This is a genomic window from Roseibium sp. AWQ4_290 (assembly GCF_056160985.1).
Genome location: NZ_JBSWYG010000003.1, coordinates 174,273 through 201,122, shown reverse-complemented (window position 1 = coordinate 201,122; position 26,850 = coordinate 174,273). Strand labels below are relative to the sequence as shown.

The 26,850-nt window shown below is 59.6% G+C and carries 28 protein-coding genes; 14 read left to right on the top strand and 14 right to left on the bottom strand.

Annotated elements, in window-relative coordinates:
- Positions 1–4 precede the first annotated feature (4 nt).
- The 5 genes from ACXAH0_RS04660 to ACXAH0_RS04640 all read right to left on the bottom strand — a co-directional run bounded on the left by ACXAH0_RS04660 (position 5) and on the right by ACXAH0_RS04640 (position 6,932).
- On the bottom strand, positions 5–1,063 hold the full coding sequence (locus ACXAH0_RS04660; protein ID WP_475189422.1) for an ABC transporter ATP-binding protein: 1,059 nt from the start codon (positions 1,061–1,063) through the stop codon (positions 5–7).
- A complete protein-coding gene (locus tag ACXAH0_RS04655) occupies positions 1,063–1,908 on the bottom strand; it encodes a carbohydrate ABC transporter permease (RefSeq protein WP_475189421.1) in 846 nt (281 codons plus the stop codon). The genes ACXAH0_RS04660 and ACXAH0_RS04655 overlap by 1 nt, the downstream gene beginning before the upstream one ends.
- Positions 1,905–3,209, bottom strand: coding sequence for a carbohydrate ABC transporter permease (locus tag ACXAH0_RS04650; RefSeq protein ID WP_475189420.1), 1,305 nt, complete (start codon positions 3,207–3,209; stop codon positions 1,905–1,907). The genes ACXAH0_RS04655 and ACXAH0_RS04650 overlap by 4 nt, the downstream gene beginning before the upstream one ends.
- A 192-nt stretch (positions 3,210–3,401) precedes the next feature.
- Positions 3,402–4,775, bottom strand: a complete 1,374-nt coding sequence (locus ACXAH0_RS04645; protein ID WP_475173995.1) for an ABC transporter substrate-binding protein — start codon at positions 4,773–4,775, stop codon at positions 3,402–3,404.
- Positions 4,776–5,153: 378 nt separating this feature from the next.
- Complete coding sequence (locus ACXAH0_RS04640) at positions 5,154–6,932, bottom strand: hypothetical protein (RefSeq protein WP_475189419.1); 1,779 nt, start codon at positions 6,930–6,932, stop codon at positions 5,154–5,156.
- Positions 6,933–7,459: 527 nt separating this feature from the next.
- On the opposite strand from ACXAH0_RS04640, the gene ACXAH0_RS04635 reads away from it, so the two are divergent.
- From ACXAH0_RS04635 to ACXAH0_RS04620, 4 genes are all read left to right on the top strand, one after another.
- A complete protein-coding gene (locus ACXAH0_RS04635; RefSeq protein WP_475189417.1) occupies positions 7,460–8,161 on the top strand; it encodes a Spy/CpxP family protein refolding chaperone in 702 nt (233 codons plus the stop codon).
- Between the two features lie 106 nt (positions 8,162–8,267).
- Entirely contained in the window at positions 8,268–8,954 is a 687-nt protein-coding gene (locus tag ACXAH0_RS04630; protein ID WP_475174000.1) for a response regulator, read from the top strand.
- Between the two features lie 3 nt (positions 8,955–8,957).
- Positions 8,958–10,262, top strand: a complete 1,305-nt coding sequence (locus ACXAH0_RS04625) for a HAMP domain-containing sensor histidine kinase (protein ID WP_475174001.1) — start codon at positions 8,958–8,960, stop codon at positions 10,260–10,262.
- A 123-nt stretch (positions 10,263–10,385) separates the two neighbouring features.
- Positions 10,386–11,786: an amidase gene (locus ACXAH0_RS04620; RefSeq protein WP_475189416.1), complete on the top strand. Its 1,401-nt coding sequence runs from the start codon at positions 10,386–10,388 to the stop codon at positions 11,784–11,786.
- A 389-nt stretch (positions 11,787–12,175) separates the two neighbouring features.
- Here the strand turns inward: ACXAH0_RS04620 and ACXAH0_RS04615 are convergent, their stop codons facing one another.
- Both ACXAH0_RS04615 and ACXAH0_RS04610 read right to left on the bottom strand, forming a co-directional pair.
- Entirely contained in the window at positions 12,176–13,093 is a 918-nt protein-coding gene (locus tag ACXAH0_RS04615) for a homocysteine S-methyltransferase family protein (protein WP_475189415.1), read from the bottom strand.
- 54 nt (positions 13,094–13,147) lie between these two features.
- Positions 13,148–14,332 (bottom strand): M20 metallopeptidase family protein, encoded by a 1,185-nt coding sequence (locus ACXAH0_RS04610; protein ID WP_475189414.1) that lies wholly within the window; start codon positions 14,330–14,332, stop codon positions 13,148–13,150.
- Between the two features lie 200 nt (positions 14,333–14,532).
- Here ACXAH0_RS04610 and ACXAH0_RS04605 point away from each other — a divergent pair, with 200 nt between their 5' ends.
- Entirely contained in the window at positions 14,533–15,222 is a 690-nt protein-coding gene (locus ACXAH0_RS04605; RefSeq protein WP_475189412.1) for a hypothetical protein, read from the top strand.
- Positions 15,219–15,980 (top strand): class II aldolase/adducin family protein, encoded by a 762-nt coding sequence (locus ACXAH0_RS04600; RefSeq protein ID WP_475189409.1) that lies wholly within the window; start codon positions 15,219–15,221, stop codon positions 15,978–15,980. Before ACXAH0_RS04605 ends, ACXAH0_RS04600 begins: the two co-directional genes overlap by 4 nt.
- Positions 15,981–16,040: 60 nt before the next feature.
- Here the strand turns inward: ACXAH0_RS04600 and ACXAH0_RS04595 are convergent, their stop codons facing one another.
- The 4 genes from ACXAH0_RS04595 to ACXAH0_RS04580 form a co-directional block, all read right to left on the bottom strand.
- Positions 16,041–16,784, bottom strand: a complete 744-nt coding sequence (locus ACXAH0_RS04595; protein ID WP_475189519.1) for an ABC transporter permease — start codon at positions 16,782–16,784, stop codon at positions 16,041–16,043.
- A 96-nt stretch (positions 16,785–16,880) separates the two neighbouring features.
- On the bottom strand, positions 16,881–17,597 hold the full coding sequence (locus tag ACXAH0_RS04590; protein WP_475174012.1) for an ABC transporter permease: 717 nt from the start codon (positions 17,595–17,597) through the stop codon (positions 16,881–16,883).
- 90 nt (positions 17,598–17,687) lie between these two features.
- The gene (locus ACXAH0_RS04585) at positions 17,688–18,461 is read right to left on the bottom strand and encodes a transporter substrate-binding domain-containing protein (protein ID WP_475174015.1); all 774 of its coding nucleotides are present in this window, start codon (positions 18,459–18,461) and stop codon (positions 17,688–17,690) included.
- Positions 18,462–18,526: 65 nt separating this feature from the next.
- Positions 18,527–19,297 (bottom strand): ABC transporter ATP-binding protein, encoded by a 771-nt coding sequence (locus ACXAH0_RS04580; protein WP_475174016.1) that lies wholly within the window; start codon positions 19,295–19,297, stop codon positions 18,527–18,529.
- 224 nt (positions 19,298–19,521) lie between these two features.
- Here ACXAH0_RS04580 and ACXAH0_RS04575 point away from each other — a divergent pair, with 224 nt between their 5' ends.
- Both ACXAH0_RS04575 and ACXAH0_RS04570 read left to right on the top strand, forming a co-directional pair.
- Positions 19,522–20,196, top strand: coding sequence for a TetR family transcriptional regulator C-terminal domain-containing protein (locus ACXAH0_RS04575; RefSeq protein WP_475174019.1), 675 nt, complete (start codon positions 19,522–19,524; stop codon positions 20,194–20,196).
- Positions 20,197–20,352: 156 nt separating this feature from the next.
- Positions 20,353–20,637: a hypothetical protein gene (locus tag ACXAH0_RS04570; RefSeq protein ID WP_475189408.1), complete on the top strand. Its 285-nt coding sequence runs from the start codon at positions 20,353–20,355 to the stop codon at positions 20,635–20,637.
- Between the two features lie 108 nt (positions 20,638–20,745).
- On the opposite strand, the gene ACXAH0_RS04565 is transcribed toward ACXAH0_RS04570, so the two are convergent.
- Entirely contained in the window at positions 20,746–22,062 is a 1,317-nt protein-coding gene (locus ACXAH0_RS04565; RefSeq protein ID WP_475189407.1) for an NAD(P)/FAD-dependent oxidoreductase, read from the bottom strand.
- 635 nt (positions 22,063–22,697) lie between these two features.
- On the opposite strand from ACXAH0_RS04565, the gene ACXAH0_RS04560 reads away from it, so the two are divergent.
- The 5 genes from ACXAH0_RS04560 to ACXAH0_RS04540 all read left to right on the top strand — a co-directional run bounded on the left by ACXAH0_RS04560 (position 22,698) and on the right by ACXAH0_RS04540 (position 25,506).
- The gene (locus ACXAH0_RS04560) at positions 22,698–22,961 is read left to right on the top strand and encodes a hypothetical protein (protein ID WP_475189406.1); all 264 of its coding nucleotides are present in this window, start codon (positions 22,698–22,700) and stop codon (positions 22,959–22,961) included.
- Positions 22,939–23,361, top strand: coding sequence for a hypothetical protein (locus ACXAH0_RS04555; protein ID WP_475189404.1), 423 nt, complete (start codon positions 22,939–22,941; stop codon positions 23,359–23,361). The genes ACXAH0_RS04560 and ACXAH0_RS04555 overlap by 23 nt, the downstream gene beginning before the upstream one ends.
- On the top strand, positions 23,358–24,656 hold the full coding sequence (locus ACXAH0_RS04550; RefSeq protein WP_475189403.1) for a relaxase/mobilization nuclease domain-containing protein: 1,299 nt from the start codon (positions 23,358–23,360) through the stop codon (positions 24,654–24,656). Before ACXAH0_RS04555 ends, ACXAH0_RS04550 begins: the two co-directional genes overlap by 4 nt.
- Before the next feature lie 15 nt (positions 24,657–24,671).
- On the top strand, positions 24,672–25,145 hold the full coding sequence (locus ACXAH0_RS04545) for a hypothetical protein (protein WP_475189402.1): 474 nt from the start codon (positions 24,672–24,674) through the stop codon (positions 25,143–25,145).
- 178 nt (positions 25,146–25,323) lie between these two features.
- On the top strand, positions 25,324–25,506 hold the full coding sequence (locus ACXAH0_RS04540; protein WP_475189400.1) for a hypothetical protein: 183 nt from the start codon (positions 25,324–25,326) through the stop codon (positions 25,504–25,506).
- Positions 25,507–25,572: 66 nt separating this feature from the next.
- Here the strand turns inward: ACXAH0_RS04540 and ACXAH0_RS04535 are convergent, their stop codons facing one another.
- Positions 25,573–25,722, bottom strand: a complete 150-nt coding sequence (locus tag ACXAH0_RS04535; RefSeq protein ID WP_475189399.1) for a hypothetical protein — start codon at positions 25,720–25,722, stop codon at positions 25,573–25,575.
- Entirely contained in the window at positions 25,712–26,347 is a 636-nt protein-coding gene (locus tag ACXAH0_RS04530; protein ID WP_475189397.1) for a recombinase family protein, read from the bottom strand. Before ACXAH0_RS04530 ends, ACXAH0_RS04535 begins: the two co-directional genes overlap by 11 nt.
- 344 nt (positions 26,348–26,691) lie before the next feature.
- Between ACXAH0_RS04530 and ACXAH0_RS04525 the strand changes: the two genes are divergently transcribed.
- Entirely contained in the window at positions 26,692–26,850 is a 159-nt protein-coding gene (locus ACXAH0_RS04525) for a hypothetical protein (RefSeq protein ID WP_475189396.1), read from the top strand.

The following is a 26,850-nucleotide window of genomic DNA, read 5'->3' as shown; positions in this document are numbered from 1 at the left end:
ACCGTCACAACCGGTTGCCATCCGGGCCGAAGGCGAGGATGCGATCCTGGGCGATGCCCCAGCTGACCTCCTGCCCAAGCTGGAACCCGCCACCCTGCGGCTGGATGGAGCGCAGTACAGAGCCATTTTCCAGCGTGACGTCGTAAAGCTCCTCACGGCCCTGTGTCTCGACAAAACTGATCCGGCCGGGGACTTTCAGCGCATGGCCGGGCTGGAAAAATTCCGGCCGGATGCCAAGGCGCATGGCCGCACCGGCCGCTGGAACGGCAATGCCGGAGGGAACGGGCAGAGTGATGTCGGACTTGGCGAGCCGGAAGCCCCCCTCCCCGGCCAGGCCCTCCAGAAATGCAATGGGAGGATTGCCCAGGAACCCGGCGACAAAATCCGACTTGGGGTCTTCATACATCTCTTTTGGGGCCGACAATTGAACGATCTGCCCCTTGTCCATGATCGCGATCCGGTCGCACATGGACATGGCTTCCACCTGATCATGGGTTACCAGAATGGCAGTGATACCGGTCTGCTGCTGAATGCGCCGGATTTCGGAGCGCATTTCCAGCCGCAGTTTTGCATCCAGATTGGCCAGCGGCTCGTCCAGAAGCAGAATGTCGGGCTTGCGCACCAGCGCCCGTGCCAGGGCAACCCGCTGCTGCTGGCCGCCCGACAGCTGCACCGGACGGCGCTCCAGAAGCTCGCCGATATGGACCAGACCGGCAATCTCCTGCACCTTTCGGTCGATCTCTGCCTTGCTCTCCTTGCGCACTTTCAAGGGGAAGGCGATGTTCTGATAGACATTCATATGCGGGTACAGCGCGTAATTCTGGAAAACGACCCCGACATTGCGGTTCTGCGAGGACACCGCCGTGACATCCTCCCCGCCGAACAGAAGACGTCCGCCATCCATGCGGTGAATGCCGCAGACCGCAAACAGGGTTGTCGACTTGCCGCAGCCGGACGGGCCGAGAAGCGCCAGCATTTCACCGCTGGCAATGTCCAGGGACATGTTCTCGATCACGGTCGTCTCACCAAAGGTCTTGGTGAAGTTTTCGATTGAGATCCGCATCAGCCCTTCGTGCCTCCGCCATAGATGTTCATGAGTTGCTTGTTGAAGATCAGATAGATGACGATGACCGGCAGGGCGTAGAACACACCCACGGACTTGAACATGTTGAAGTCCGGCTTCACGTCATCAAAGATCAGGTTGGAGAGATAGGTGGACAGCACCTGTGCGCTGCCGCTGGGGGCCAGCACCTGCGGAATGATGAACTCACTCCACGCGGACAGGAAGATGAACACGCCGAGCGCGGCAATCCCGGGCTGAACCTGGGGCAGAACCAGTTTCCAGAAAACGGTGAACCGGCTCGCCCCATCCTGAAGGCCGGCCATCTCGATCTCCCAGGGCACCGTGTCAAAGAACCCTTTCATGATCCAGATGCCGAGCGGCAGTTCCAGGGCGGTCTTGACCAGAATGACCCCGATCAGCGTGTTGTAGAGGCCGATCATCTGCAGGATCAGAAAGATCGAGATGATCAGGGTGATGGTCGGGAAGGCATGCAGGGTCAGGATGCTGCCGAGAAAGAACCGCTTGAACGGCAGGTTCAGCCGCGACAGGGCATAGCCGCAGGTCACCGAGGCGGTCACATTCAGCACCATGGTGCTGGTGGCAAAGATGAACGTGTTGAGCGTGACCGCCCAGATGCTGACGCGGCCTGTCTCCGGCTCTTCCCACAGGAAGCGCCAGTGCCGGAGCGTGAACCGGTCCGGAATGAGCGACCCGGCCGTGCTGTCGGTCACCGTGTCGACGAAGAGATAGACATACATGGTCACCAGCGGCATCGACAGCACGGCCAGCAGCAGAAACAGGGGCCAGGAGCGGAAATTTACAGACGACATGGCGCTCTCCCTCACTGTTCGATCCGTGGTTTGGCCACGAGATCGTTGAAATTGAACACCCGCAGATAGGCTAGCGATGCTAGCACCCCGACAGCCACCAGCACGAGGGCCATGGCCGAGCCGAGCCCGTATTGGAGATTGCCTGCATAGTTGTCGAGTGCGGTGTGGAACGCCATCAGCGCCCAGACTTCCGTTGCCCCGCCCGGCCCGCCATCGGTGGCCAGGAGGATGTATTCGAAACTGGTCAGAAGCGAGAGCGTGGTGTAGGCGCAGATGAACATGACCGGCCAGCGCAGTTGCGGCAGGATGATGTAACGCACCTGCTGCCAGCGCGAGGCGCCGTCCACTTCGCTGGCATGGAGCATGGACTGCGGGATGGCCTTGATAGCGCTGCCGAACAGGATCATGCCCAGCGAGGCGCCGACAAACCCGTTGATCAAGACGATGAACACCCAGGCATTCACCCCCGTATCCAGCATCCAGTTGCGCGGCGGCACCCCGAAATTCGCCAGGAACGACGACAGGAACCCGGTGTCCCAGGCCAGCCATTTCCACATCAGAACAAAGATGACATTGGGCAGAATGCGCGGCAGGAACCAGATCGCCCGGAACGTGGTGGCAGAGGCTGAGGGTAGGTAGAAGGTGGTGATGGCCAGAAACAGCCCCAGGCCGACCGCGACCGCCAGGGTCAGCACCACGTAAAGCAGCGTGTTGCCCGCCACCCGCCAGATATAGGGGATCTGTGCCATCAGCTTGAAATTGCCGGAAGTCCAGGTCCAGCCGGTATAGACAGTGCGGGTGAGCAGCTGTGCCTCCTCCGCCGTCATCTGCACGCCATTCTGCCGGGCGGCAGACAACAGCCCGTCAGCGGTCTCATAACGGGTGTTGATCACGGAGCGTTTGAAAAGATCAGCGGCTTTCTTGAGATCCCGTGTCGAGCGCGGCCGGGTTTTCAGCTTGCGCAGGGCCCGTTCCAGGTCCCGGCGGCTTTGAAAGTGCTCTCCCTGCAGCCGCGCGCCGATCTCGCTGGCAAAGTCTTCACCATAGACAGCGGCGACCTCGGAGATCCCGGTGCTATCGACCGTGTAGGATTGTGTGCCGAGCGCCTCGACAAAGGCTTTCTGCGCGCCCGCATCGGTCAGGCGGCGTAAGGAGGCTGCGTTGATCTCATAGGCCCCGCCCATGATGCCCGTTGCGGTGCTCATGTTGGTGAAGGCAAACAACACGGTCAGCAGGACAGGAGCCAGAAACAGGAACAGGATGATCAGAAAGGCAGGCGTCAGAAAGCCGAGGCCCAGCAAATATGTGCGCCGCATCAAACAACTCCGGAAATTACCTAAGAGGCCCTAGAAAAAGGCCCGGGCGGCGGGAAAGGGAGAAAACCGCCACCCGGAGTGCAGCCCAAAGCCCGGCTTAGTGTCCGCTCCCCGTCGCTGAGGAACCTTCACGGCCAGGCCTTGAGGCCGCTGCGCCAGACCGGTTCAAAAGCCGGCGCAGCGGATCAGCGCTTAGCGGACAATCAGCTCATCGCCGAGGGTGGCTTTCATTTCCGCTTCAACTTCGGCCACAGCTTCTTCAGGGGTTTTGGTGCCGGTCCAGGCTGTTTCCAGACCCTTGAACATGATCTGGGAGAACTGGCCGTACCCGGTGTGATTCGGCTGGGCGTTGGCATGAACCAGCAGGCGCTCGGTGGCTTCAGCCGCCCATCGGTCATTCGCATAAAGTTCGATATTGGACTGCTGATGGGCAATGCCCAGATGCGCGGATTTGATCGCATGCAGGGTGTTGATGCGCGGTTCCGAAGCGATCTTGATCAGCTGGGCAGCGATCTCGACTGCTTCTTCGTCGTCCTGTTTCGTCAGCAGATAGGCAAGCGGATGGGTGATCGTGTTGGCACGGCCTTCGCCTTTTTTGCCCGCCGGGATCAGGGTGAACTGGATGTTGCCGAAGAAGTCCTTCAGGCCTTCCTTGCCGGTGTAGCGGGCATAGTGCCAGGTGCCGCCATGCCACAGGGCCGCCTTGCCGGACGCCACTTCCGCATACCACTGGTCCCATTCCGTGCCCAGATGGTTTTTGCGGGTGACCCCAGCTTCTACCGCGTCCACGAAGAACTGGTAGAATTCGGTCATCGCCTTCTTGTCCAGAAGCAGCTTGCCAGTTTCCTTGTCCTGCAATTCTCCGCCGAAGGACTGGTAGAACTGGGCGTAGTCCGGACCGTTGGACACGCGTGGATAAAAGCCGTAGCCCTTTTCGACAATTTCCATGTCGACGGCTTTCTTGGCATCTTCCAGAACGTTCTGGAGCGTGTAATCGCCGGATTCGACCCGGCCCGGCAGCGCGTCGATTTCCGCGTCGGTGTAACCGATCTTGCGCATCGTGTCTTTCCAGAAAAAGAACGGGCGGCTTTCGGAATCTTGCGGCAGGCCATAGACAACGTCATTGTAAGACGTGATCTCGATCAGGTTGTCGTAGATATCGTTGATCGGCCAGGCATCCATGTCGACATAGTCTTCGACCGGAACAATCAGGCCGGCCTGGCTCCAGGGGGCAATGTCCAGGTGGCTGGTCACAACGATGTTCGGCGCGTCACCGGCTTCCGCCGCCAGGGTGACAGCCTGTTTGAAGGCCGCCCAATCGGCAAAGTCGCGTTTCTTTTCGACCGTGATGTGAAGGTCCTTGCCGGCAATATTGTATTCACGCTCCAGCAGATCGGCCGCCATGGAAATGGCGTCCAGACGGTAGACATCACTGTCATTGGAACCGCCGGCCCACACGGTGATGGTCAGATCCTTCGCCTGGACTTCACCGGCAGCCGCTGCTGCCGTGAGCGCCAGAACGGCCGCCGCAGCGGACTGGCGCAATTTGGAAACAAGAGTGGTCATCAGTCTCACCTGTCTTGGTCATGCGCCGTTTCCGGGAGGGGAAAAACTAGCGCCGTATCGTCTTTTTGCACACGTGTGCAGGTGGACAAATACTGACGTGTCATTACGCTGATATGACAGTCGGGCATTTGCAGGAAAAGACGAGGGCCAGTTCACGGACATACGGGCTGTGCCTGTCCGCTGTGTGCGTGTCGCGTTCCTTCAGATTCAAGCCATTATGTCTTTTGCGCTGAAATCCCTGAGGGGAAGCGCAGCAGGCAAGTCCGATTGAACTGAATTTGCATGTCCTGTGATTTTTCCGGAACAGACCAGTGCAGGTTCTTTCACCCGGGCCTTTCAGGCGGACATGGTGATCCGCAAGAAGGCTGGAGCAGCCTTTCAGGGCTTTGCTGGCGTCCTGCTATCAGCCGCCGGGCCCTCCTGCGGCGCCAGCCCGTCGAAATACCGGGCCCAGGCGCTGTCCTGCTGCAACAACACATCGTAGCACGGGGTCAGACGATAGCGCGAGCGGCGCGCAAGCGCCGGTTTGAAATGCTCAGCCAAAGCATGCTGCTGGGCTTCAGCAGGGCATTTGGGCTCCAGAATCAGCTCGGTCGCGTCCAGGGCCGCTGCGGTTTCGGGCGTCAAGGGCGGCACGGTCCGCCCCGGCGCGGCGCCGATGCTGACATGCCGCGGTGCTTCACGCCCCATGAGGAAGGCCAGTGGACTGGTGAAATCGAGCAGATAGACCGTCTTGGCATGACGCCCGACCACGGTCTCCAACCGGACAAGCGCAGCCACGGCAGCGCTCAATTCCTGAAGATAGAGCGTCTGGAAGTCCGGATCGGCAAAGAGAGCGGGGGCCGGAAGCTCCCCCTCTGCCGCCAGTTCCTCAAAAGTGCCTGGATGGCCGCTATAGGCCGCGCGCATATGCGCGGCCCGCTCCAGCCAACGGGGCTTGGCAGAGACCCGGCCAAGCCCACCCAGATTGGCCGCATCCACCCGTTCATAACTTGGCAACCGCACAAGCGTTCCGGCGGCCCGGCTGATCATGTCGGCCGTCATCGGCACCACAATGAAGGCCACCGCCACAAGCGCAGCCCAGCGCCAGCCCGCCTCAGGGCGCAACGGCAGCAGCGCCAGCAGCAAAAGCGCAGGCAGCATGACCGCATAGGGATGGCTGCCGGTGTTTTGCGTCTCAAACAGGACGCCGCAGAACAGCGACACCGAGATCCAGATCCAGGGCCGGTCGAAGGGCGCCCGGATCCACGCAGCCTCCTCTTTAGGGGGTCTGACAAGCGGGGCCAGCGGCAGCGAGCACAGGATGAGTGTTGCCAACACCACGTCGAACCGGTTTTCAACCGCCCGCAACAGCCGCTTGCCCTCACCTTCGCTGTTCAGCGACAGCAGGGTCTGAAGATCGCCAAGATAGGCGCTCACCAGCCCGGTGGCCCATTCCACACAAAGCGTGGTCCATAGGCAGATCACGGTGGTGGCCAGCGCTGTGCGCCAGGACAGGCGCCCGGCTGCAAACCCCAGAAGAAACAGCGGCCCCACGGCCACGAAGGCCGTAATCTTGCAAAAGGCAAGGGCCAGCAGAACCAGGCTGAACACCGCCACCTGCACCCAGGCGCGCCGCAGAAACAGGATGGCGGCCGAAGCCAGAAACATCAGATGCGCCGCATTGCGGTTGTAGATGCCATAGCCATCCACCCCCGGACTGTGCGGCCCGCCGGGATTGAAGGGAAGCGCGCTCATGACCAGCCAGGGGATCACCAGTCCCCAGACGGCCACCGGCCCATGGCGGCGCGCATCCCGCAGGATCACGATCAACAGCGGAGCCGTCAGCGGCAGCCATTGAAACTGGGTCAGCAGGACCGGATGCGCGGACGGAAACACCCGGTAGCCCAGCCAGGCCAGAAAATATTCCAGGGGCCCGGCAGGGGCGAGAAAATCAATCCCGGGCAACTGGCCGGTCTCGATCCGCCCGATCGCGTCATAATAGATAAACGTGTCCCAATAGAGCGGCCCGACCGGCAGTACCAGCGGCACGCAAAGGATGCCAATGGCTGCCAGGCAAAAGACTGCGACGCAGACAACAGCCAGCTGGAAATGGGCCTGACCGGACGCCGCACCCGGAAACGCAAAGGCCGGGGCCGCAGCTCCTCCGCGGTGCACGGCGCCCCCACCGGCGCGGTCTGCGTGTTTGGTATCTGCCGCCCCCGGCACGTTTTGCATCACTCCAGCACCCAAGACATGATTGGAACAGGGCAATTGTGACAGGGACAGATTAAGATTGGCTTAGGTGACCGATAGATCGCCGCCCTTTGCGCCCCAAGACCCAGGCCAGCGCAAGACCCCGCACCAGATTCCACCTCAGGCGCGGTCTCAGACCCAAACCCGGGTGAGCTTTACATTTCTTTACAGAGCGGACGAACACCAGAAACTGGCCCGGCCTATTTCTGTTTGCGGCAACGGAGCGCTGACTGTGCCCCGAAGAGCCGCCAGGAAACACCGACCGCCCCCACCCTGGTGTTTCCTGGCGGCGCCACTCTTCCGGCCTTCCACCGTCAGCTCTCCGGGCGCTGCCGTGCGGCTCCCTGCCGGCCGGATCTCTTGAGCCCTATCCCGCCAAAGAGAACCCGGCCATCTGCCGCGCATCGGCGCTGCCCGCCTCGCATCTTGTTCAAGACAGGAGTCCCCCCATGCTGAACAAACTTGAGAATTCCCGTTTCAAGACCCCCACCGTCCGGACAAGCCGCGTGATTGCGGCCGGCCTGCTCAGTGCCGGTATTCTGGCCACCTCTGCCATGGGCGCCAGCAGCGCACCGCAAACCTCCGGCTTGAAGGATCTGACGTCGCAGATGTCGGCTGATGCCGCCACCACCGTGCTGCCGGGCCTTATCAAGGCTGGCTGGCGCCCCGGTGGCCCGGGAGGCCATGGTGGACCCGGCGCCCCTGGAGCTCCTGGAGGCCCCGGTGGACATGCCGGACCGGGCGGACCGCGTGATCCAGGCATGCTGTTCATGCTGAGCGATGCCGATCTTGCCGCCGAGCTGAGCCGGATGGTCCGTCATGCGGCCATCGAAATCGACGCGACGCCTGAACAGGTGAAGCAGATCCTGGCAATCGTCACCCCGCTTGCCCTGGAGCTGAAAGACACCCGTGGCCAGTTTGACACGGTCGGCAAGGATCTGAAGGCCCTGCTGCTGGCTGATGAGGTGGACGGCTTTGCCATTGAGGCCCTGCGGGCGGAAAAACTGGCGCTGGCCGATGACATCAGCAAAAAGGTGACCAAGGCCCTTGTCGCGGTCGCCAAGATCCTTACGCCGGAACAGCGCAAGCAGCTGGATGCCCGCCTGATGGCCTTTCACGCCAAAGGCCCCGGGATGATGCCCCGCCGCTGACCTCACCCGGCGCCCAGCGGAAGATCCGTTGATCTGAAGCCCGGAAACCGCCATAAGAAAAGCCCTCCGGCCCCGGCCGGGGGGCTCTGTTCACGTATCAAAGACCATGACCCAGCACATTCTTCTGATTGAGGACGACGTCCGGCTTGCCGCCATGGTGCAGGATTATCTGGGCACCTCCGGCTTTGCCGTGACGATTGCCGCCAGTGGTGCGGAAGGCCTTGCCTTGCAGAAGCGCCAGTCCTTTGACGCCATCTTGCTGGACCTGATGCTGCCAGATATGGACGGGCTGGAGGTTTGCCGGACCTTGCGCGCCGATGACCGGACCCCGATCCTGATGCTGACCGCCAAGGGCGAGCCCATGGACCGGATCATCGGCCTGGAACTGGGCGCTGACGACTATCTGCCCAAACCCTTTGAGCCCCGTGAACTGCTTGCGCGCCTGAAAGCAGTGCTGCGGCGCGGGCCCAGCCAGAACGGCAGTCCCGTCCTGCGCTTCGGACGGCTGGAAATTGACGTTTCGGCCATGGAGGCACGGGTGGACGGAAAGGTGTGCAATCTGACCGCCCATCAGTTCCAGCTGCTGGAAGTGATGGCCAGCCGAGCCGGGCGGGTACTGTCCCGCGACACGATCATGACCGCCCTGAAAGGCGAGGAACTGGCCGCTTTCGACCGGTCAATCGACGTGCATGTCTCGCGCATACGCGCCGAGATCGAGGATGATCCAAACAAGCCGCGCCGGCTGATCACCGTGCGCGGGGCGGGCTATGTCTTTGCCCGTTCGCAGGAGTAGACCATGAGCGGCTCCAGACACCGGCTCTTTGCCTCCACCGTGGCCCGCCGGCTGTATCTGCAGATCTACGCAACCCTGGTCGCCAGCCTGGTTCTGGTGGTGATCCTTTCCGGGTTCTTGTGGGAATATGTCGGCCGGGAGCGGCAGGACCGGACCATTCTGGACACGGTCAGCCGCTTTGTCGCCCTCACCCTGCCCCCGGCCTCAGCCCCTGAGGCACAGCAGCGCGAGACGGTGGTAGCCCTCGGCAGTGAACTGAATATTGCAATGGCGCTTTTCGACGAAACCGGCCAACGGATTGCGGTCCATGGCGACCCGCATATGCCGCCGGACAACCGCACGGGCCAGACTGGCTGGTTTCCCGGAGCGGGCGGCCCGGTGCTGGCGCTGTCCCTGCCCGATGGCCGCTGGCTGGTGGCCGATCCACTCGAAAAGCCACCGGTCTCTCCGATCCTCAACCTGCTGGTGCCGCTGGCGCTGGTCGGGATCTGTGTCGGTGTCGGCGTTTATCCGATTGCCCGGCGCCTCACCCGGCGGCTGGAAACCTTGAGCGAAGGGGTGGAACGCATCGGCGCCGGGGACCTGAAGGCCCGGGTAGAGGTGGAAGGCCAGGATGAAGTCGCCCAGCTTGCGCGCACCTTCAATGCCTCGGCCGACAGGATCGAAAATCTGGTCACCGCCCACCGGCTGCTGCTGGCCAATGCGTCCCACGAGCTGCGCACGCCGCTGGCCCGCATAAAGCTGGGGCTGGAAATGGAGCAGGCCGAACAATCCGACGCCCGCCGGGCCGCCTTGAAACAGGACATTGCGGAGCTGAATGCCCTGATTGAGGAAATCCTGGTCATGAGCCGGCTGGATGCAGCGACGCCCATGGAGCGCACCGAGACCGTCGATCTGCTGGCACTGGCCGCCGAAGAATGCGCCCGGTTCGACGGCTGCAGCCTCTCGGGCAGCGCCCCGGACTTCACCGGCGACCCGCGCCTGCTGCACCGCATGATCGGAAACCTTCTGGAAAACGCCTTCAAACACGGCAAGGCCCCGGTCTCCATTCATCTGGGCCAGACCGCAGATCATATCGAGATTGAGGTCAGCGACAGCGGCGAGGGCATTGCTGCAAGCGAACGGGAAAATGTCTTTCAGCCCTTCTACCGCTCCCCGGAGACCCACAAATCCGACGGCTATGGCCTTGGTCTGCCGCTTGTGCGCAAGATCGCCGAAGCCCATGGGGGCAGCGCTTCGGTCTGCCCTGATCCCGCCCGGCCGTCCTTGATCCGGGTGCGCTTGCCCCTGTCCCGAGACCCGGCCTGACAAGTCAGACCAGCCTGAGCAGCGGTTTGGTCGGTCCCGGCGGCTATTTGACAGATTTAGGGGTTTTCGCAGCGGTAAAATTGGCTACCATCTGTATCCCTCCTTCCCCTAGGGCGATTGCCAATGACCTCTGATCGTATGACCCTTGATGATGCGGACGCCCTGTGCCGCATGAGCGCGCAAGATCTTGCCGAAGCTTTTCGAAACCGCACCCTCTCCCCCGTCGAAGTGACCCGGGCCTGTCTTGCCCGGGCGGAGGCCATCAACCCGGCCTTGAACGCCTTCACCTTTCTTGATCATGACGGCGCGCTGAAAGCAGCCAAAGCCTCCGAGGCCCGCTGGGCAGCCGGAGCCCCCCTGTCGCCGGTTGACGGGGTCCCGACGACCCTTAAGGACATTGTCTGGGTGCGCGGATGGACGGTGCGCTATGGCAGCACGTTAACCCGAGAGACCCCGCTGGAAGACGATGCCCCGAGCGTCCGGCTGCTGCGGGCTGCGGGCGCGGTTTTTCTGGGCCAGACCACGACACCGGAATTCGGCTGGAAGGCGCTGACCGACAGCAGAGCCTTCGGGATCACCCGCAACCCGCACAATCCGGCCATGACCTCTGGCGGCTCGTCCGGCGGGGCCGCGGTGGCCGCCGCCCTCGGCGCCGGTGTCTTTCATCTGGGCACGGATGGCGGCGGCTCGATCCGGGTGCCAGCCGCCTTTTGCGGCATTACCGGCCTGAAACCGACCTTTGGCCGGGTGCCCGCCTATCCGGCAAGCGCCTTCGGCACAGTTGCCCATATCGGCCCCATGGGCCGCAGCGCGGCCGATGCCTTTGCAATGCTCTCAGCCATGTCCGGGCGGGACCGGCGCGACTGGTTTCAGGGCGAAGGCGCCCTGCCTGAGCTGGCGTTCGGCCCGCCCGCACTGAAAGACCTGCGCATCGGCTACTGGACCACCCCTCCGGCCGGCACGCTGGACCCGGAGATCGCCGCCCTGGTGGACAAGCAAATGAAACGCCTGGAAACTGCGGGCGCGCAGATCGAGCCGTTTGAGTTGCCGGGCGGCAACCTTCTTGAAACTTTCCATGCCCACTGGTTTTCCGGCGCGGCCACCCGGCTGGCCGCCTATCCGGACGAAGACCGGGCCGGGATAGATCCGGGCCTTGCGGAAATCGAGCAGCAAGGCTTGGCACTCGACGCCAGAAGCCTTGTGGCCGCCCAGGTGACGCGGGCCGAGTTTGGCGCGCGCATGGACGAGGCCCTAGCGGAGTATGACTTCATCCTGTCGCCTGCGGTCACGGTCCCGGCCTTTGAGGCGGGCCTGGAAGTTCCGGCCGGCTCCGGCCTCAGCCGCTGGACCGAATGGGCCAGTTTCAGCTTCCCCATCAACCTGACCCAGCAGCCCGCCGGGGTGGTGCCCTGCGGCACAACATCTGCCGGGCTTCCCGTTGCCCTCCAGGCCATCGGCGCCCGCGGCGCGGACGGCAAGGTTCTGTCGCTGATGGCCCGGTTGGAGGAGATGATTGGAGGGTAATACATAGCGTAGTTCCGGCCGCCACTCTCCTGAGCCTATGATACCGGTTCGGCGCGTTGCAGATGGTTGAACTCCCTACAGCGAATAGCAACCTCACCAAACAAGACCCTATTGGACCGGGACAGCTCTGGCTCTTCGCGCAGCTTCTCGATTTGCTTAGCTGTCAAAAACCCGTGTGGGCAAAGGCGTCGAGCTTGCTGGACCGTTATGTGGGTGCATCAGTATCGGTATCGGTGCGCAGAGACTTTCGAACAGTATCGGGAGATACCGGCGCACCGGGAAACCTCCCAGATCGAAAGCTGATCACGAAATGCCAGCGTCTGACAACGCTCAACTGCGCCATGTGTATCACGCCTTAATCTCCTGCGGGACTCCCGCAGGGGATAGGTTTAAACATGGGTCAGTTCCCGGTCATAGCGGGCGCTTAGAGCTTTGATGTGCTCAGAGTTTATGCCGCAACAGCCTCCGATGAGAGAAGCCCCGGCAGCAACCCAAAGGTCGGTCCAAGCACCATATGTGTCCGGCTGCAGATCGTCACGAACCACGGAAATCACCTCGTTCGCTGCCCCGTCTTCATCCTGCGAATGCAGTGCATTGGCATAGACGCCGATGGCAAGTGTCTTGCCCGCATCCGCTATGGTCCGGGCAGCCGTCTCGACCGCCTGCAGCATCACCTCCGGCATGGAGCAATTGAAGAGGACAGCCTCCGCCCCGAGATCGATGGCAAGCTTGACGGCATCGCGCACGCTCTCGTGCGAACGCAGCATCGGCTCGCCCATCTCTTCCGGCGTGACATCGTCGCGCAGCGTGTAGGAGATCCACAGTGGACGCTTGGAACTTGCGGCGGCAGAGGCTGTCACCTGCGCTTCTTCCAGGCTGCTCATGGTTTCTGCCAGCCAGAAATCCACACTCGGCTCCAGCGCCTCGACCAGTGTTGCCAAAATGGTTTTGGCCGCAGCCGCGTCGAAGCTCTCCGGCGTATAAGACCCGCAGGCCGGCGGCAGGGACCCAGCCACCCGGGCTCCGGGTTTGCTGGCTGCCGCCTCACGGGCCAATCGGCCCGCCAGACGGGCAAGCGCCGGCCCTTCGGTCTTGAAGCGGTCTTCACCCAGATGGAAGGGCACCACCGCGTAGGTATTGGTGGTGATCACGTCCGACCCGGCCTTCAAGAAGGCCTCATGAGCGGCCCTTACGGTCTCCGGCCGGTCGATCAAGGCAAGCGCCGACCATTCCGGCTGACGCAACACAGCGCCGCAGCGCTCCAACTCCCGGCTCATGCCGCCGTCGAGCAAAGTCACAGTTTTCATTGTTTTCTCGTTGTTCATCAAACGTGATCCACCGCCTCCCCGGCGGCCGGATTGCTATTTCAACAGGCCGATCGCGATCCGCGACAAAGCCTTGGCGCTTTGGGCAATCACCCGCTCATCCGGCTGATAGTCGGAATTGTGCAGTTTGTCGTCCCGGCCTGGCTGACCCGAGCCAACATGCAGCTGCAGGGACGGCAGCCTTTCGGAAAAAAGGGCAAAATCTTCTGCCCCAAAATCCTTTCCGATTTCCACCTGCGGCGGCTCGTCGAAATGCTCACTCAGGGAGGCGAAGGCGGAATCGACAATCCGGTCATCGTTTTGCAGCGCCGGAACGCCTCGGAAATACTCAACATCGGCAAACAGGCCCATGGCCGCAGCGCCCTGCTGACAAATTTTGGTCAGGGCTTCCTCGGCCATGTCCCGAGCCGCCACCGAGCGGCAGCGCACTGTGCCTTCAAAGACGCAGCTGTCTGGAATGATATTCTGGGTGGAACCGGAGTGAATGCTGCCGATGGTCAACACCAGCGAGTCGGATGGGTCGGCGAAGCGCGAGACAATTGTCTGCAGCTGCAGGATCACCGAGGCGGCACATACGATCGGGTCCCGGGCCATGTTGGGCTTTGCTGCGTGACCTGACTTGCCGGTGATCGTGACCTTAAAGTCGTCGCAAGAGGCGGTGCTTGCCCCCCGGATCAGCCGGAGGTGGCCCGCAGGCAGGTTCGGCATATTATGGAATGTAACGGCCATATCCGCCCCATCGGCGGCCCCGTCCCCGATCATCGCCCGGGCACCGCTGTCGAGCGTTTCTTCCGCTGGCTGGAAGACCAGCCGCACCCGGCCGCTCAATTTGGGCGCAAGCTGCACCAGAACAGAGGCGGCCCCCAGCAAGGACGCGGTGTGAATGTCATGGCCACAGGCATGCATCGTCCCGGGGACGGTGGAAGAAAATGGCAAGCCCGTCTGCTCTTGGATCGGCAGGGCATCCATATCTGCGCGCAGAATGAGGCAGGGGCCGGGCAGCCCGCCCTCTATCTCCGCCACAACGCCGGTCCGGCCCACGCCGGTCTTGACGTTCAATCCGAGTGCCTTCAGCTCACCGGCGACAATGCCCGCCGTGCGCACAGTGTCAAAGCCGATTTCAGGGTGGGCGTGAATGTCACGCCGGATGGCCACCAAACGTTCTTCGTTTTCTGAAACGATTGCGTCAATGACGGGTCCTATATCGTTCGGCTTTTCCATAGCTGATGTCTCAAGTGGATGGTATCTGGCGATTGGCTGCAGCAGCTGACAGGCCATTGCGGGCGGCCTCACCGGTTTGAACGGCGGTTTCCCCCTAGGACCATCGCATATCCGCTGCAAGGGATTTGGCATTTATTATACGATTGTGCAACAAGTATTCACCGCAGGCGAACACCATCACTTCCGGAGGCGTTTTTCAGATGAGTTACTCAAAAACAATCCGCAGTGTCTACTTGAGCGATATGCTCGGCCACGACGAGCTTTTTGGCGCCGCACTGTGTGCTGCCTCCGCCCGGGTGATCTTGAAACATCCGGAGGAGATCCAGCGGCTTGAAGCGATGCGTTTCGCCATTTGCAGGCTTTCCGGGGATGCCCCCTTCGCCGGCTCTCCCTACCTGGAACTGGCCATGTCCGTCGGCGCGGGGATCGATGCGCATCCTGCCCACCCTGGACTTGCAGACGGCCTTTTTTCTGCGGCGACCACCCCGCGCGATGCGGCAGCCGGGGCGTATCATCTGATCAACGTCCTGCCTCTTACTCCCTCGACCGAAACCATCTTGAACAAAGATCTTTTCGCCTGCCAGCCCCCCGGCGCCAGGCCCGTCCAGATTGGCTGGGGCGAACATCTGGTCGAAGGTGACTTGATCGCAGCGCCTTATCGGGAGCAACTCTTGCCGTCTTCCGTGAGGAGCCGTCGCCGCAAGACCTCCCGTTCCGGGCAGCACCGGCGCTGCGGATCACGCCGCATGTTGCCAGCGATACCAGGCCTGACTTCGTTGCCGCCCAGGTTATCGAAACGTCCTGTGCCCTGTGGGAGGACCTGGTCCGAGGGCTCAGCATCAACCGCGCGCGCTTTTAAGACAGTTCCATCAAAAAGGAAGACACTATGACCGTTCAACCCCCTCCTGTTTCCATATCTGAGGCCGAATGGCAGACCCGGTGCGACTTGGCTGCCTGTTACCGTCTCGCAGCCCATTTCAAGTTCACGGATCTGATCTACACCCACATCACGGCGCGGGTTCCAGGTGAAGACGGGCATTTCCTGATCAATCCCTATGGCTTCCGCTGGGAGGAAATCACTGCATCTTCGCTGGTCAAAATCGATGTGGACGGCAACAAGGTCTGCAACAGCCCCCACAACGTCAATCCGGCCGGTTTCACCATTCACTCGGCCATACACCGTGCCAGTCATGAGGCCGCTTGGGTGATGCACACCCATTCGCGTGCTGGTGTCGCCGTTTCAAGCCTGGAAGACGGTCTGTTGCCCCTAAACCAGATCGCTCTTCAGTTTTTCGGCAATGTCGCCTATCACGACTATGAGGGAATTGCGCTGGATCTGGATGAACGGTCGCGAATCGTCGCCAGTTTGGGCGACAAACCGGCGCTGGTCTTGCGCAACCACGGTCTGCTGACCACCGGCCGCACGGCGGCGCAAATGTTCAACAACATGTTCTATCTGGAACGGGCGTGTGAGATCCAGGTGGCCACCTTGTCCATGGGCCAGCCGCTCAGGGCTGTGCCAGATGAGATTGCGGACAAGGTCGTCCAGCAATATGCCAACAGCATGGGAGAGGATGACGATGTTGCCCTGGAGTGGGCGGCCCATCTCCGCCTGCTGGAAGACGTTCATCCAGACTACAAGGACTAGACACGGCTGTCTCCGGGGGAGCATTCACAGACCGGAGACAGACTACCAGTGCGAAGCCGCTTAACGGGTCGTGGATGGCACACTGTTTTCGAGCATCCGCATGCAGACCACAAGGACACCGCTCAAACAGAGATAGATTGCCACCAGAAGCAGCAGCGGCTCATAAGTGAGATAGGTGGCCTGGCGGATTTTCGTCACCACCGCATAGAGATCCATGACGGTGATGGTGGCCACCAGCGGAGTGGATTTCAGTTGCAAGATGATCTCACCTGTCAGGGTAGGCAGTGCCCTGTGTACGGCTCGGGGAAACCAGACCCGGCGGAAGACAAGCCAGCGCGACATTCCAAAGGCTCTCGCCGCCTCCAGCTCACCTCTGGGAACACCTGCGAATGCGCCCCGCATCACCTCCCCCTCATAGGCGGCGAAGGACACCACCAGTGAGAAGAACCCGTAAGGCCAGGCCTGGCGGAGGTACGGCCACGCCCAGGACTCACGGATCTCCGGGAACTGCGCAAAAAGAGACCCAAGTCCGAAATAGATCAGCCACATCTGAAGAAGGAGCGGCGTACCGCGGACAATCGTGCAAAATCCGGCGGCCGCCCAACGCAAAGGCGCAGGTCCTGCAACTTGAGCCAGACCGAGCGGCAGGGCAAAGACAAAGCCTACGACGACACTGGCAGTCAGCATTATGAGGGTCATCTGAAGTCCCTGCCACAATTTCGGCAGATACTGCGGCAACCAGGACCAGTCCATAAGGAGGACAATGGCAGCGAGCCCGGCCAGCGCGAAAGCCAGCAGGATCATACGGTGAGGCTGGGCCAGAGCACGAAGAAAACCGCGTAGCGGATGGCTCGGGACTACCAGTTTTTCGGTCGTTTCGATCTGTGCCATCCCAGTTTCTCAGGCTGCCGGAACAAGGCCTCGACGGGCCCTTTTTTCAACCAACCGCAACACCACATTCGAGGCCAGGGTCAGGATCAGATAGAGCGCGCCCGCCGCCAGAAAGAACAGGAAGTAAGCGCGCGTGGCACCGGCGGCCTGCCGGGTGACCAATGTCAGCTCGGTAAAGCCGATCACAGCAAGCAGTGCAGTGTCTTTGGTCGCAATCATCCACAAATTGGCAAGTCCGGGAAGGGCATGCGGGGTCATGGCCGGCAGCGTTACCCGTCGGAAGACGAGAAAGGGCGGCATACCGAAGGCGTGTGCTGCCTCGATTTGCCCCTGCGGCACGGCTTTGATGGCACCACGCAAAACCTCGGTGGCATAGCCGCCCATTACCAGGCCGATCACCAAAATCCCGGCCATCAGGCCATTTATATCGAACCCCTCATAGCCCAAAGACTGCGCCAGCCGGTTCAAGAGATCAGTTCCGGCATAGTAAAACACCAACATCAGCACGAGTTCGGGAACCGCCCTGATCACGGTCGTGTAGACTTCTGCCAGATCCTTCAAGGCAGGACCGCCGTAAAGCTTGCAGGCAGCCCCAATCGTGCCGATGACGAGGCCGAGCGCATAGCCGCCGGCGGCAAGCTGGACCGACGTGAAGAAACCGGCCAGCAATGCGCCGCCCCACCCGGGCGAATTATAGGCCAACAGGCTGAAATCGATCATATCCATGATTGTAAACGCTGCGCCTTATCGTCCCGTGGCCTGTGAAAAGTTCAATGAAGTACGGACCGCTTGATGAGAAACGGTCCGCAATCGGTTTTAGTTGCCGTAGATATCAATGGCGAAATACGGTTTGGAGATGCGTGCATAGGTGCCATCGCTGCGGATCTCCGCAATGGCCTTGTTCACGCGGTCAAGAAGTGCCGTGTCTTCCTTGCGCAAGCCAACGCCGGCTCCCGCTCCAAGGATCGCCGTGTCCGCAGCCACAGCTCCCTTGTATTCGCAGCAGGCCTTGCCTTCTTCAGACAGCATAAAGGGTTCCATTGCAAGCGAATCCCCGACAACCGCATCAAGTCGTCCCGCGACAAGGTCCTGCAGCTCCTCGTCCAAGGTCTGATAAATGCGAACATCACCTGCGGTCTCGGCATAATGTTTCTCGACATAGGCCTCTTGAATAGAGCCAGATTGAGCGCCAATAATTGCGCCCGACAGACCTTCCGGGCTCGGCTCAAACTTGGCGCCTTTGGTGGTCATCAGGCCGGTCGGAGACTGATAGTATTTGTCGGAGAAGTTGATCTGCTTGGCCCGTGCCGGCGTGATTGACATGGAACCAATGATCATGTCGATTTTGCCGGTTTTTAGCGCCGGAATAATGCCGTCCCATGCAATCGGCGTAACAACACACTCTGCTTCAAGCCGTGAGCAGAGTTCCTTCATGAAGTCGATTTCCCAACCAGTCCAGTTGCCATCTGCATCCGGCTTGTAGAAAGGCGGATATGGTTCCGCGGAAATTCCAACTTTATAAGTGTCCGCGGCAGCCGGCAGCACAAAGCTGACTGCAGCAATTGCTGCAAGCACTAGTTTCTTGAACATGGGGTCTCCTATGGTTGAACGGAAAAAGCACACGCCTCACGGCGCTTTTTCTGGAACGTGCCTGATCAGGCAAAAACACTGATGAACTGTTTAAGATGAGACGATTTTGGATTGCCAAAGATCTCCTCCGGCGGGCCTTGTTCTTCGATCACGCCATCCTTGAGGTAGATGACATGCGAAGCCACATCGCGGGCGAAGGCCATTTCATGGGTCACAAGGATCATTGTCCGGCTCTCTTCTGCCAGTTTCCGGATGACGGAAAGGACTTCACCGACAAGTTCCGGATCCAGGGCTGACGTCGGTTCGTCAAACAGCATGGCGTGCGGTTCGACCGCGAGCACTCTGGCAATTGCGGCCCGTTGCTGCTGTCCGCCGGACAGGAACCCCGGAAAGGTGTCCCGCTTCTCCGCCAAGCCGACCCGCGCCAGCAAGTCTTCTGCCTTGGCGATGGCCTGTTTGCGGGGAATCTTGAGAACATGCACCGGCACTTCGATGACATTTTCCAGGACCGTACGATGCGGCCACAGATTGAAATTCTGAAACACCATTCCGAGATGGGCCCGGATTCGTTGCACCTGTTTGGGGTCCGCAGTTTCCAGCCCCCTCTGACGTGTCCTGCGCATACTATAAGCTTCACCCTGGATCAGAATTTCGCCGGAGGTCGGCGTCTCGAGCATGTTGATACAGCGCAACATGGTCGACTTGCCGGATCCCGACCCGCCGATGATCGCAACGACATCACCGGGATAGGCCTTGAGCGACACGCCCTTCAGAACTTCGGTATCACCGAAACTCTTGTGCAAATCCCGAATTTCGATTGCCGGGCTGTCTTTCATACTCTGTCCGTTGTCTTGCAGGCCCCAAAGCACTTGGTCAGCGCTTCATAGGTTCCAAACTGATCTCTTGATCATTGTTATACAACTGAATAACAAATATCTAGGTGAATCAACATTCGATCATATTCTCATTTGCGCGTTGACGCTAAATGAGGCGCGACTGCTTAAGATTTCTACATTTGTAGAACAGAGTATCGGTGGGCAATTTTCGGAGTGTCTCTTGAATGAGCCGTAAAAGTTTTCAACGTCTATCAGAAGACACACGCCGAAAGGCGTTGATCGAGGCAACACTAAACGTAATCTCAGAACATGGATTGAGCGGCGCGACCGTACGCAGAATCGCCGCTAAGGCGGGAATAACTCCAGGATTGATCCGGCACTATTATACGTCCAAGGATGATCTGGTTCACGCTGCCTACACATATTTGACCGGGCAACTGACCAGTGACGCGGCTCAAACCGCAGCAGCGGCGGCAGAACGTGCATCGGCGGTGCCTGCAATGACATTGAGCCGGTTCATACAAGCCAATGTTTCACCGCCCAATCTGTCGGAGCAAAAAGTCTCCTTGTGGGCGACCTTTATTGGGCGGGTGCGGAACGAGCCCGGTTATTCGGACATTCATCGGGAAAGTTATCGGGACTTCCTTGACTTGCTTCAGTCCCTGATCCACCCGGTCCTTGTTGAACACGAACGACCTGCGAGCCCGCAGGACTGCCGCAAGTTATCGATAGCCTTGAATGGTCTGATTGATGGGCTTTGGCTAGAGGGCTCACTGGCGCACGGTCTCTACAACACCGAACAATTGCCTCAAATTGCCTTGGAAGCCTCCGAGCGGATGCTGGGCCTTCCCCAAAGCACTCTCACACACCATCTGGCTCTGCCGGACAAGAGGAGTTGATCCATGCACGACGCCGCGATCACGGAACGCCTGCAAAATCTTTTTTTTGGGGGGGGACAAATGGCCAATCCACAATGCTGCACGTGCCCAGGCTGCGGCTGGAGAAACCGTTATTGAACTGACCTTGGTGAGCCGGACATCGCCACCGATCCAGACTTGCCCGAAGCCTGCGTTGAAGCTCTGCGCAGCGGCCGCGCCCGGTATTCAAACGGGCGCGGCGAACCGGGTCTTGTCGACGCGCTCGTGAAGACCTGTTGCAGCAAGGCACCGGACATCACCGGCGGGAACATCCTCTGCTTCCCCGGCACCCAGACAACGCTCTTTGCTGTTTTTGTGGCCCTGACGCTGCCCTATGCCACACTCATCGACGCCATGCGCAAGATTGTTGCGTTGAGCGAACAAACGGTTTCCCGGAGCGCTGTGCCTGCATGGCCGAATTGATGCGATTGCCCGAAGCTTCGAAATCCTGACCACGTTTTTGAGCAGGTGGGCATTGGCCCGCGGATATGCCGGGCCGGTCGTGAAACCGGCCTGGCCAAAGAGACAACCTCACCGCTCACTCGCCGCAGCCCGCCGTTCGGCCCAGACCCGCAGCCTCACCCCCATATCCAGAAACGGCCTGGGAGGGATGAAAGTGGGCTTGATCAGCTTCAACGCGTCGCTCAGCAGATCCGATTGTTGCTCTAGCGCGAAGTCCGCAATCAGGCGTCCCATGGCCGTGCCACGGGAAACACCAGAGGCGTTGTAGCCGCCGCACAGGTAAAGCCCCGGCCGGGTTTCCTCAAAGACCGGCTTGGCGTTGCGGCTTATGCAAATCGCCCCGCTCCATGTATAGTCAATGGCGCTTTCATCAAGGAAAGCGAAGCGTTTGGACAGTCCGACGCCGTGTATCCCGCGCCTTGTGGCCAACTGGCACGCATTGATTCCACCCGGCAGATATTCTGCCGTGTTGCGGATCAGAATGCGGCGGTCGCGGGTCAGCCGCATTGTCGCTCCCAGGGATCGCGGCGAGAGGATACCCCAACTGGCAGGGCTGCCGATTTCGCTCTCTTCGTCCGGGCTCAGCGGCCGGGTCAGGCTGGCGGTCAGCGCCAGCGGAAAAACCCGCAACCGCTTCAAGCCTAACCTGGGAAAAAACGCGTTCACCGCGACAATTACCTTTGGCGTGCGCAAGCTGTGCCCGTTTGCGTCCAACACCCAGCCGCCATTCACATACCGGAGTGACGATATTTGCGTGTTTTCATAAACTTCAACAGTTTCTGGCAGATGAGCAGCAAGCCCTTGCGCCAGCATCGCCGGCTGCAGCAGGGCGCCACCACTCGTCTCAACCCCAAGACCATAAAATCCGGTGCCCAATCGCGTTTTCAGCTCCGGTGCTTCCAACAGGCGCGCGTTGATCCCCAACTGGTGAAACGCTTCGACATGGCGGCGCAAACGCCCGAAATGCCGAGGATCATGCGCTGCATGAATCGACGGCGTATCCTCCCACTGCGCCTCGATACCGTGCTCTGCAATCAGCCGTCGCAGCTCCTCAACCCCATTCCGGTCGATCCGGTTCATGGTGAAATAGCTGGCGCGCCCATGCTCGGTATGAAGCTGGGCGTGCCCGGGACCTTCATTGGCAACCGCAAAGCCGGAATTGCGCGAACTGGCACCGCCTGCAACACGCTTTGCGTCCACCAGCACGATCCGTGCCTCAGGCCGCAGTTCCGCAAAACGGCGTGCCGCTGCCAGACCGGTAAACCCGGCACCGACGACAACACAATCTGCTGACAGATCCGCTCCCAGGGATGGGTACGGGGCCAGCCCCGGCGCAAGCGCCGTCCAGCCACACGTATCTTGTAATTTCGTGGTTCGATTGGACATTGGTATGGAGAAGCTCCGACAAGGCTGTGCGCGTTCTGGACCGGCAGATAGCGGCATTTCCACCCAAAAGGGAAGCCCACCTTGCCGGGTTTTTCTCGTCCTCGGTCTTGCAATCAGCAGGCTAGGTATGGCTGGCTGTCTAGATGGGCGCGGCGCCCGCGCCTTTCGCCGGCGCTTCGTTGCGTCCGGAGGCTATGCCCAATACCAAATCCAACTTCTTTCGAGCAAAAGTGAGAGTGCTCTTGGCGCCCCCACGTGCTGGATCATCGTCTTTTGATCGGCAAACCGGTCCATGATCCTTGGTGAATGGTGTCGTTCATCAGCCAACAGGATAGAAATGCTGCATATATTCCGAGCATTGGCAGGCGTTCCTCCAAACAGAACTCACACCAAGCGCATTTGATCATGATCCATTTGACCGCGCTTGGAGGGGCTTCGGCCAGGAGCGCGTCACAGGTCGAAACGGGTCATCGGGCAGACGTGCGACAAAGTCCGAAGACCCTCCAAGCGCGGCCTCCGGTGACCCAATTCCGCCCATCGGACATCGTTGCACCGTTGACTCGTTAACCCGATCGACAAGACCGGGTCACACGAAGCGCCTGGCCGTTGAACGGACATGGGGCATCAAAGAGGTCATGAGCAACTGCGCCTGGTATTACGGCAGTCTTGTCCGCAATGCCGCCGCTGGTGCTGCATCCAACACAAACCCGCTTCCAGACCTGCCAACACTTTGCTTTGGTCAGAGAAAAAATTATGATTTTAAGAGGAGAAGAAGAATGGTGGACCTGACGGGAGAAGAATCGAACCGTTTGTTCGAGGCTCTCCAGGATTGGGAACAGCATCTCGCACAATTAGACTTTGAAAGTCTGAGGTGCGATGATGACGAATTCGCACCGTGATTTCAATAAGATAGCTAAAAGCAAAAAACGGAAGGGCAAAGCCCCGCCGCCGTTTTCGCTGCGCCTAACGTTTGAAGAACGGGCGAAACTGGATGCGGCTGCGAATGGCGTGCCGCTTGGCGCTTATATTAGAGCGCTCTTATTTGACGAGGAGCTGCCGAAGGTTCGCCGCCGGAACACCAATCCGGTCAAGGATCATGAAGCCCTGGGCCGCGTGCTTTCAGCGCTCGGAAAATCGCATCTTTCCTCCAATCTCAATCAGCTCGCCCGCGCGGTGAATACAGGCACTTTGCCCGTACACCCGGAAGTCGAGAATGAACTGCGCGAAGCTTGCTCCGATGTTGCGCTGATGCGTGCGGTGTTGATTGAAGCGCTCGGCCTGGATGGAGGTTCATCATGATCCTCAAGGGCAATGAGCGCGGCCATGCACGGGAACTCGCCAACCATTTAATGATGGGCGCTGAGAACGAGCATATCGAGCTGCATGAACTGCGCGGCTTTGTGAGCGATGATCTGCATGGAGCCATGCAGGAAAGCGCGGCGATTGCCAAAGGCACGCGCTGCAAAAACCATCTGTTCTCGCTAAGTCTGAGCCCGCCGCAAAATGAAGACGTGCCAGTCGAAGTTTTCGAAGCCGCCATCGGCCGGATCGAAGGTGAGCTTGGTCTGGACGGCCAGCCACGCGCCATTGTCTTCCATGAAAAAGAAGGCCGCCGCCACGCCCATGCGGTCTGGAGCCGGATTGACGGTGATGAAATGAAGGCGGTCAATCTCTCCCATTACAAACGCAAGCTGAACGGTATTGCCCATGATCTCTATCTTGAGCATGGCTGGGAATTGCCGGACGGTTTCAAGCATGGCCGGAACCGCGATCCGCTCAGTTTTACCCGCGAGGAATGGCAGCAGGCCAAGCGCACGCGGCAAGACCCGAAAGCGATCAAACAGGCGCTGGCGCAATGCTGGAATTCGTCAGATTCGCGCAAGTCCTTCGAAGCGGCTCTGCGCCAGCAAGGCTATTTCCTCGCGAAGGGTGATCGGCGCGGCTTCGTTGCCGTCGATTGGCGCGGTGAGGTCTATTCCCTGAGCCGGGCCACGGGCGCAAAGACCAGAACGCTGACAGAACGGCTTGGCGATCCGAAAGACCTGCAATCAACGCATGCCGCCAAAGCCCATATCGCCGAGCGGATGACGCCGAAGCTCAAGGCCTGGGCGAAGGAAGAGGAAGCCCGCGCGCAAAAGCAAAACCTCGCTGCGCAGTTCCAGCGCGAGCAGATGGTGCAGCGTCACCGCAAGGCCAGAGCCCAGCTTAAGGCGCTGCAAGAGACGCGCTGGCTGGAAGAAGAGCGCAAAAGGGCTGCGCGGACGCCAAAAGGTATTCGCGGCCTGTGGGGCTGGGTCACGGGCAAAAATAAGAAAATTCGTAAAGAGAACGAAACCGAGATTGAACGGACGCAGCAACGGGACCGCGCTGAAAAACATGCAGCCATCCAGCACCAACTCAGCGAACGCCGGGCCTTGCAGCGCAAGATCGAGCAGGCCCGAGAGAAGCAGCAAGCAAAGATTCAAGCGCTGAACCGCGATGTTGTGAAGTTCATGGAGATGCGTAGCCAGCCGCCCGAGAAGCGCAACAAAAATACAGAACGTCGGCGATCACGCACGCGCGATCAGCGCGGCATAACCCACGAACCATCGTAACCAAAGGAGTTCTTGATGGAAGACGACGAAATCGAAACCTGGACATTGCGGATGAGCTTCGACGCGCTCTTATGCGCGCGGGCGTTTATTCGTGAATGCGAAGAACGCGGTCTTGATGAGTACCACGAGGCGCAGTTCTGTCTGACTGCGGTTAATACGCCGGAAGACCTCCAGCTGTGGCGGCAGGTCTGGGAATACATCCAGGTGCGCATGTGTGCCGGGTGGAATGACCGGATTCTGTTCGAATTGGAGTTTAACAAACAAACGAGAAAGGAGATGAAAATGGTCGTGATACCGAAGTTCCGAATGAGCAATACACAGGCGATGAAACTCGATGAAATGGCGCGGTTCGAAGGTGTGTCCTTTGAAGAAATGCTGCGCCTTACCGTTGAAAGGGAATATGCAGATTTCCTAAAAATTGAGGAAGCGATGCGAGCGGAAACGAAGCTGCCTTCGGGGCCTCAGCCTGACGATGAAATACCGTTTTAAAGTCGTGTGCTCGGTGCGCGATCTGCGTTCAAATCAGATGAGTTTTTAATTGATCCCCGCTTCGGGTTGACGTCTGCCGCCGATCCATGCGGATGCCTTCTTGTCCCTGATGATGGTGTGTGAGCCGGGGCCGAAAGGCTCCGATGGTCGGGGCCTCCTTGAACCCAAGGAGGATCAAATGAAACTCATCACGCGATTTGAAGCGGCGAAGCGCAGCACGCCTGAGCTGCACGGTCTTCTCCGCGAGGCTTTTAACGCCCTGGCTGCCGCTCCGCGCGGCTCGCATGAGCGCGAAATCGCTCTGGCATCACAGCGCAATATCGAAGCGGAATTGGCTTCGCGCTGCACGCCGGGCTTTTAGTGCGCGGCTCTACCTTTGCGGCGATGCCGGAACCATCCGGCGTTGCGGCTACATTTCACAGCCGTGTCACGTTTGGCCACTCTTGAGCAAGTTTGCCAGCCCCTCTGCCGTAAGCTTCGTCATTTCTTTTCCTGTCAGCTCTTGCACCAGCCGGGCCATAGCTTCCAGATTGGCGCGCTCATCGGGGGTTAGTTCGTCGTCTTGGTCATTGCTCATGGGTTTTCTCCTTCTTTTGATTTTTGGGTAAGTCCGGTTCTTTCAGCCCGTAACGGCTAAAAGCGCGGCGCAGCGTCATGTGGGACACGCCGTATTGAGCGGCGGTATCAGCGAAATTAAACTCGTTCAGGATCATCGCCTCAAACGCCTCGCGCGCCTGGCGCTCGTCCAGTTTGCGCGGGCGGCCCAGGGTCTTGCCCTTTTGTTGCGCAATTTGCAGTCCCGCGACGGTGTTCTCGGCGATAACCTCACGCGTAAATTCGTCATAGGCCGCGATGATATGAAAGAAGAGCCGTCCGGCGGGCGTAGTCGTGTCAATCGCCTGATCCAGCACTTTCAGGCCGACGCCATGGGTGTGCAGAAAATCGGCCAGATAGATAGAGTGGCGCAAGGACCGTGCAAGCCGTGAAAGCCGCCATATCACCAGCGTGTCGCCAGCGCGCAGCTCCTTAAGCGTTGCATCGAGCACGGGCCGTTCCCAGTTCGCGCCGGATGCACTTTCCACGAAAATATGGTGGCAACCCTGCTTTTTAAGCGCCTCGACCTGCATGTCGGGGTTTTGATCATTGGTGGATACGCGGGCATAACCGATCAGGCGAGATTGGCCGGAAACTGACTGTTTCATGCGCTTTTCCGCTTCACAAAAACGATGGTTTTTGTGAAACCTGCATGACGATCTTTCCTCAGATTGTGATTGAGAGAAACCGGGGCTTTGCGGCTTTGGACACAGCATAAATTCCACTATTATTTTCTATAAGTATCGTTTAACAAAAACCATCGTTATTGTTATCGATTATATCGAAGAATATTGCAATTATTACTTTATTTTTCTTCGCACTATCTTCGCCGTTACAAGCTGAAGAAAAAGGCAAATACTTTCAGAAATGGGAGGAGAAATCCCAGATCGGCTTTGTCAGCACGTCCGTACTTATGGCCCTAACTATTGCGTCACAGACAGATAAAGAGTTGATGAGATGCATTGATGACTGGTACGGCGAAGAAGAAGACGAAAACAACCACCGTTTGGACGAAATTCTAAAGACGATCCGCGAGAACGTGAAATATGAACCGAATGCCGTTCTGCTCGCCCTGATTTTCAAGGCATGTGGCAGGTTTCCAGCGAAGTAG

What these genes read in the sequence shown, in the direction of transcription:
- ACXAH0_RS04660 (WP_475189422.1), bottom strand. Translation starts at nt 1,063, where the DNA reads ATGCGGATCTCAATCGAAAACTTCACCAAGACCTTTGGTGAGACGACC.
- ACXAH0_RS04650 (WP_475189420.1), bottom strand. Translation starts at nt 3,209, where the DNA reads ATGCGGCGCACATATTTGCTGGGCCTCGGCTTTCTGACGCCTGCCTTT.
- ACXAH0_RS04645 (WP_475173995.1), bottom strand. Translation starts at nt 4,775, where the DNA reads ATGACCACTCTTGTTTCCAAATTGCGCCAGTCCGCTGCGGCGGCCGTT.
- ACXAH0_RS04635 (WP_475189417.1), top strand. Translation starts at nt 7,460, where the DNA reads ATGCTGAACAAACTTGAGAATTCCCGTTTCAAGACCCCCACCGTCCGG.
- ACXAH0_RS04630 (WP_475174000.1), top strand. Translation starts at nt 8,268, where the DNA reads ATGACCCAGCACATTCTTCTGATTGAGGACGACGTCCGGCTTGCCGCC.
- ACXAH0_RS04625 (WP_475174001.1), top strand. Translation starts at nt 8,958, where the DNA reads ATGAGCGGCTCCAGACACCGGCTCTTTGCCTCCACCGTGGCCCGCCGG.
- ACXAH0_RS04620 (WP_475189416.1), top strand. Translation starts at nt 10,386, where the DNA reads ATGACCTCTGATCGTATGACCCTTGATGATGCGGACGCCCTGTGCCGC.
- ACXAH0_RS04615 (WP_475189415.1), bottom strand. Translation starts at nt 13,093, where the DNA reads ATGAAAACTGTGACTTTGCTCGACGGCGGCATGAGCCGGGAGTTGGAG.
- ACXAH0_RS04610 (WP_475189414.1), bottom strand. Translation starts at nt 14,332, where the DNA reads ATGGAAAAGCCGAACGATATAGGACCCGTCATTGACGCAATCGTTTCA.
- ACXAH0_RS04605 (WP_475189412.1), top strand. Translation starts at nt 14,533, where the DNA reads ATGAGTTACTCAAAAACAATCCGCAGTGTCTACTTGAGCGATATGCTC.
- ACXAH0_RS04600 (WP_475189409.1), top strand. Translation starts at nt 15,219, where the DNA reads ATGACCGTTCAACCCCCTCCTGTTTCCATATCTGAGGCCGAATGGCAG.
- ACXAH0_RS04595 (WP_475189519.1), bottom strand. Translation starts at nt 16,784, where the DNA reads ATGATCCTGCTGGCTTTCGCGCTGGCCGGGCTCGCTGCCATTGTCCTC.
- ACXAH0_RS04590 (WP_475174012.1), bottom strand. Translation starts at nt 17,597, where the DNA reads ATGGATATGATCGATTTCAGCCTGTTGGCCTATAATTCGCCCGGGTGG.
- ACXAH0_RS04585 (WP_475174015.1), bottom strand. Translation starts at nt 18,461, where the DNA reads ATGTTCAAGAAACTAGTGCTTGCAGCAATTGCTGCAGTCAGCTTTGTG.
- ACXAH0_RS04580 (WP_475174016.1), bottom strand. Translation starts at nt 19,297, where the DNA reads ATGAAAGACAGCCCGGCAATCGAAATTCGGGATTTGCACAAGAGTTTC.
- ACXAH0_RS04575 (WP_475174019.1), top strand. Translation starts at nt 19,522, where the DNA reads ATGAGCCGTAAAAGTTTTCAACGTCTATCAGAAGACACACGCCGAAAG.
- ACXAH0_RS04565 (WP_475189407.1), bottom strand. Translation starts at nt 22,062, where the DNA reads ATGTCCAATCGAACCACGAAATTACAAGATACGTGTGGCTGGACGGCG.
- ACXAH0_RS04560 (WP_475189406.1), top strand. Translation starts at nt 22,698, where the DNA reads ATGAGCAACTGCGCCTGGTATTACGGCAGTCTTGTCCGCAATGCCGCC.
- ACXAH0_RS04555 (WP_475189404.1), top strand. Translation starts at nt 22,939, where the DNA reads ATGATGACGAATTCGCACCGTGATTTCAATAAGATAGCTAAAAGCAAA.
- ACXAH0_RS04550 (WP_475189403.1), top strand. Translation starts at nt 23,358, where the DNA reads ATGATCCTCAAGGGCAATGAGCGCGGCCATGCACGGGAACTCGCCAAC.
- ACXAH0_RS04545 (WP_475189402.1), top strand. Translation starts at nt 24,672, where the DNA reads ATGGAAGACGACGAAATCGAAACCTGGACATTGCGGATGAGCTTCGAC.
- ACXAH0_RS04540 (WP_475189400.1), top strand. Translation starts at nt 25,324, where the DNA reads ATGAAACTCATCACGCGATTTGAAGCGGCGAAGCGCAGCACGCCTGAG.
- ACXAH0_RS04535 (WP_475189399.1), bottom strand. Translation starts at nt 25,722, where the DNA reads ATGAGCAATGACCAAGACGACGAACTAACCCCCGATGAGCGCGCCAAT.
- ACXAH0_RS04530 (WP_475189397.1), bottom strand. Translation starts at nt 26,347, where the DNA reads ATGAAACAGTCAGTTTCCGGCCAATCTCGCCTGATCGGTTATGCCCGC.
- ACXAH0_RS04525 (WP_475189396.1), top strand. Translation starts at nt 26,692, where the DNA reads ATGAGATGCATTGATGACTGGTACGGCGAAGAAGAAGACGAAAACAAC.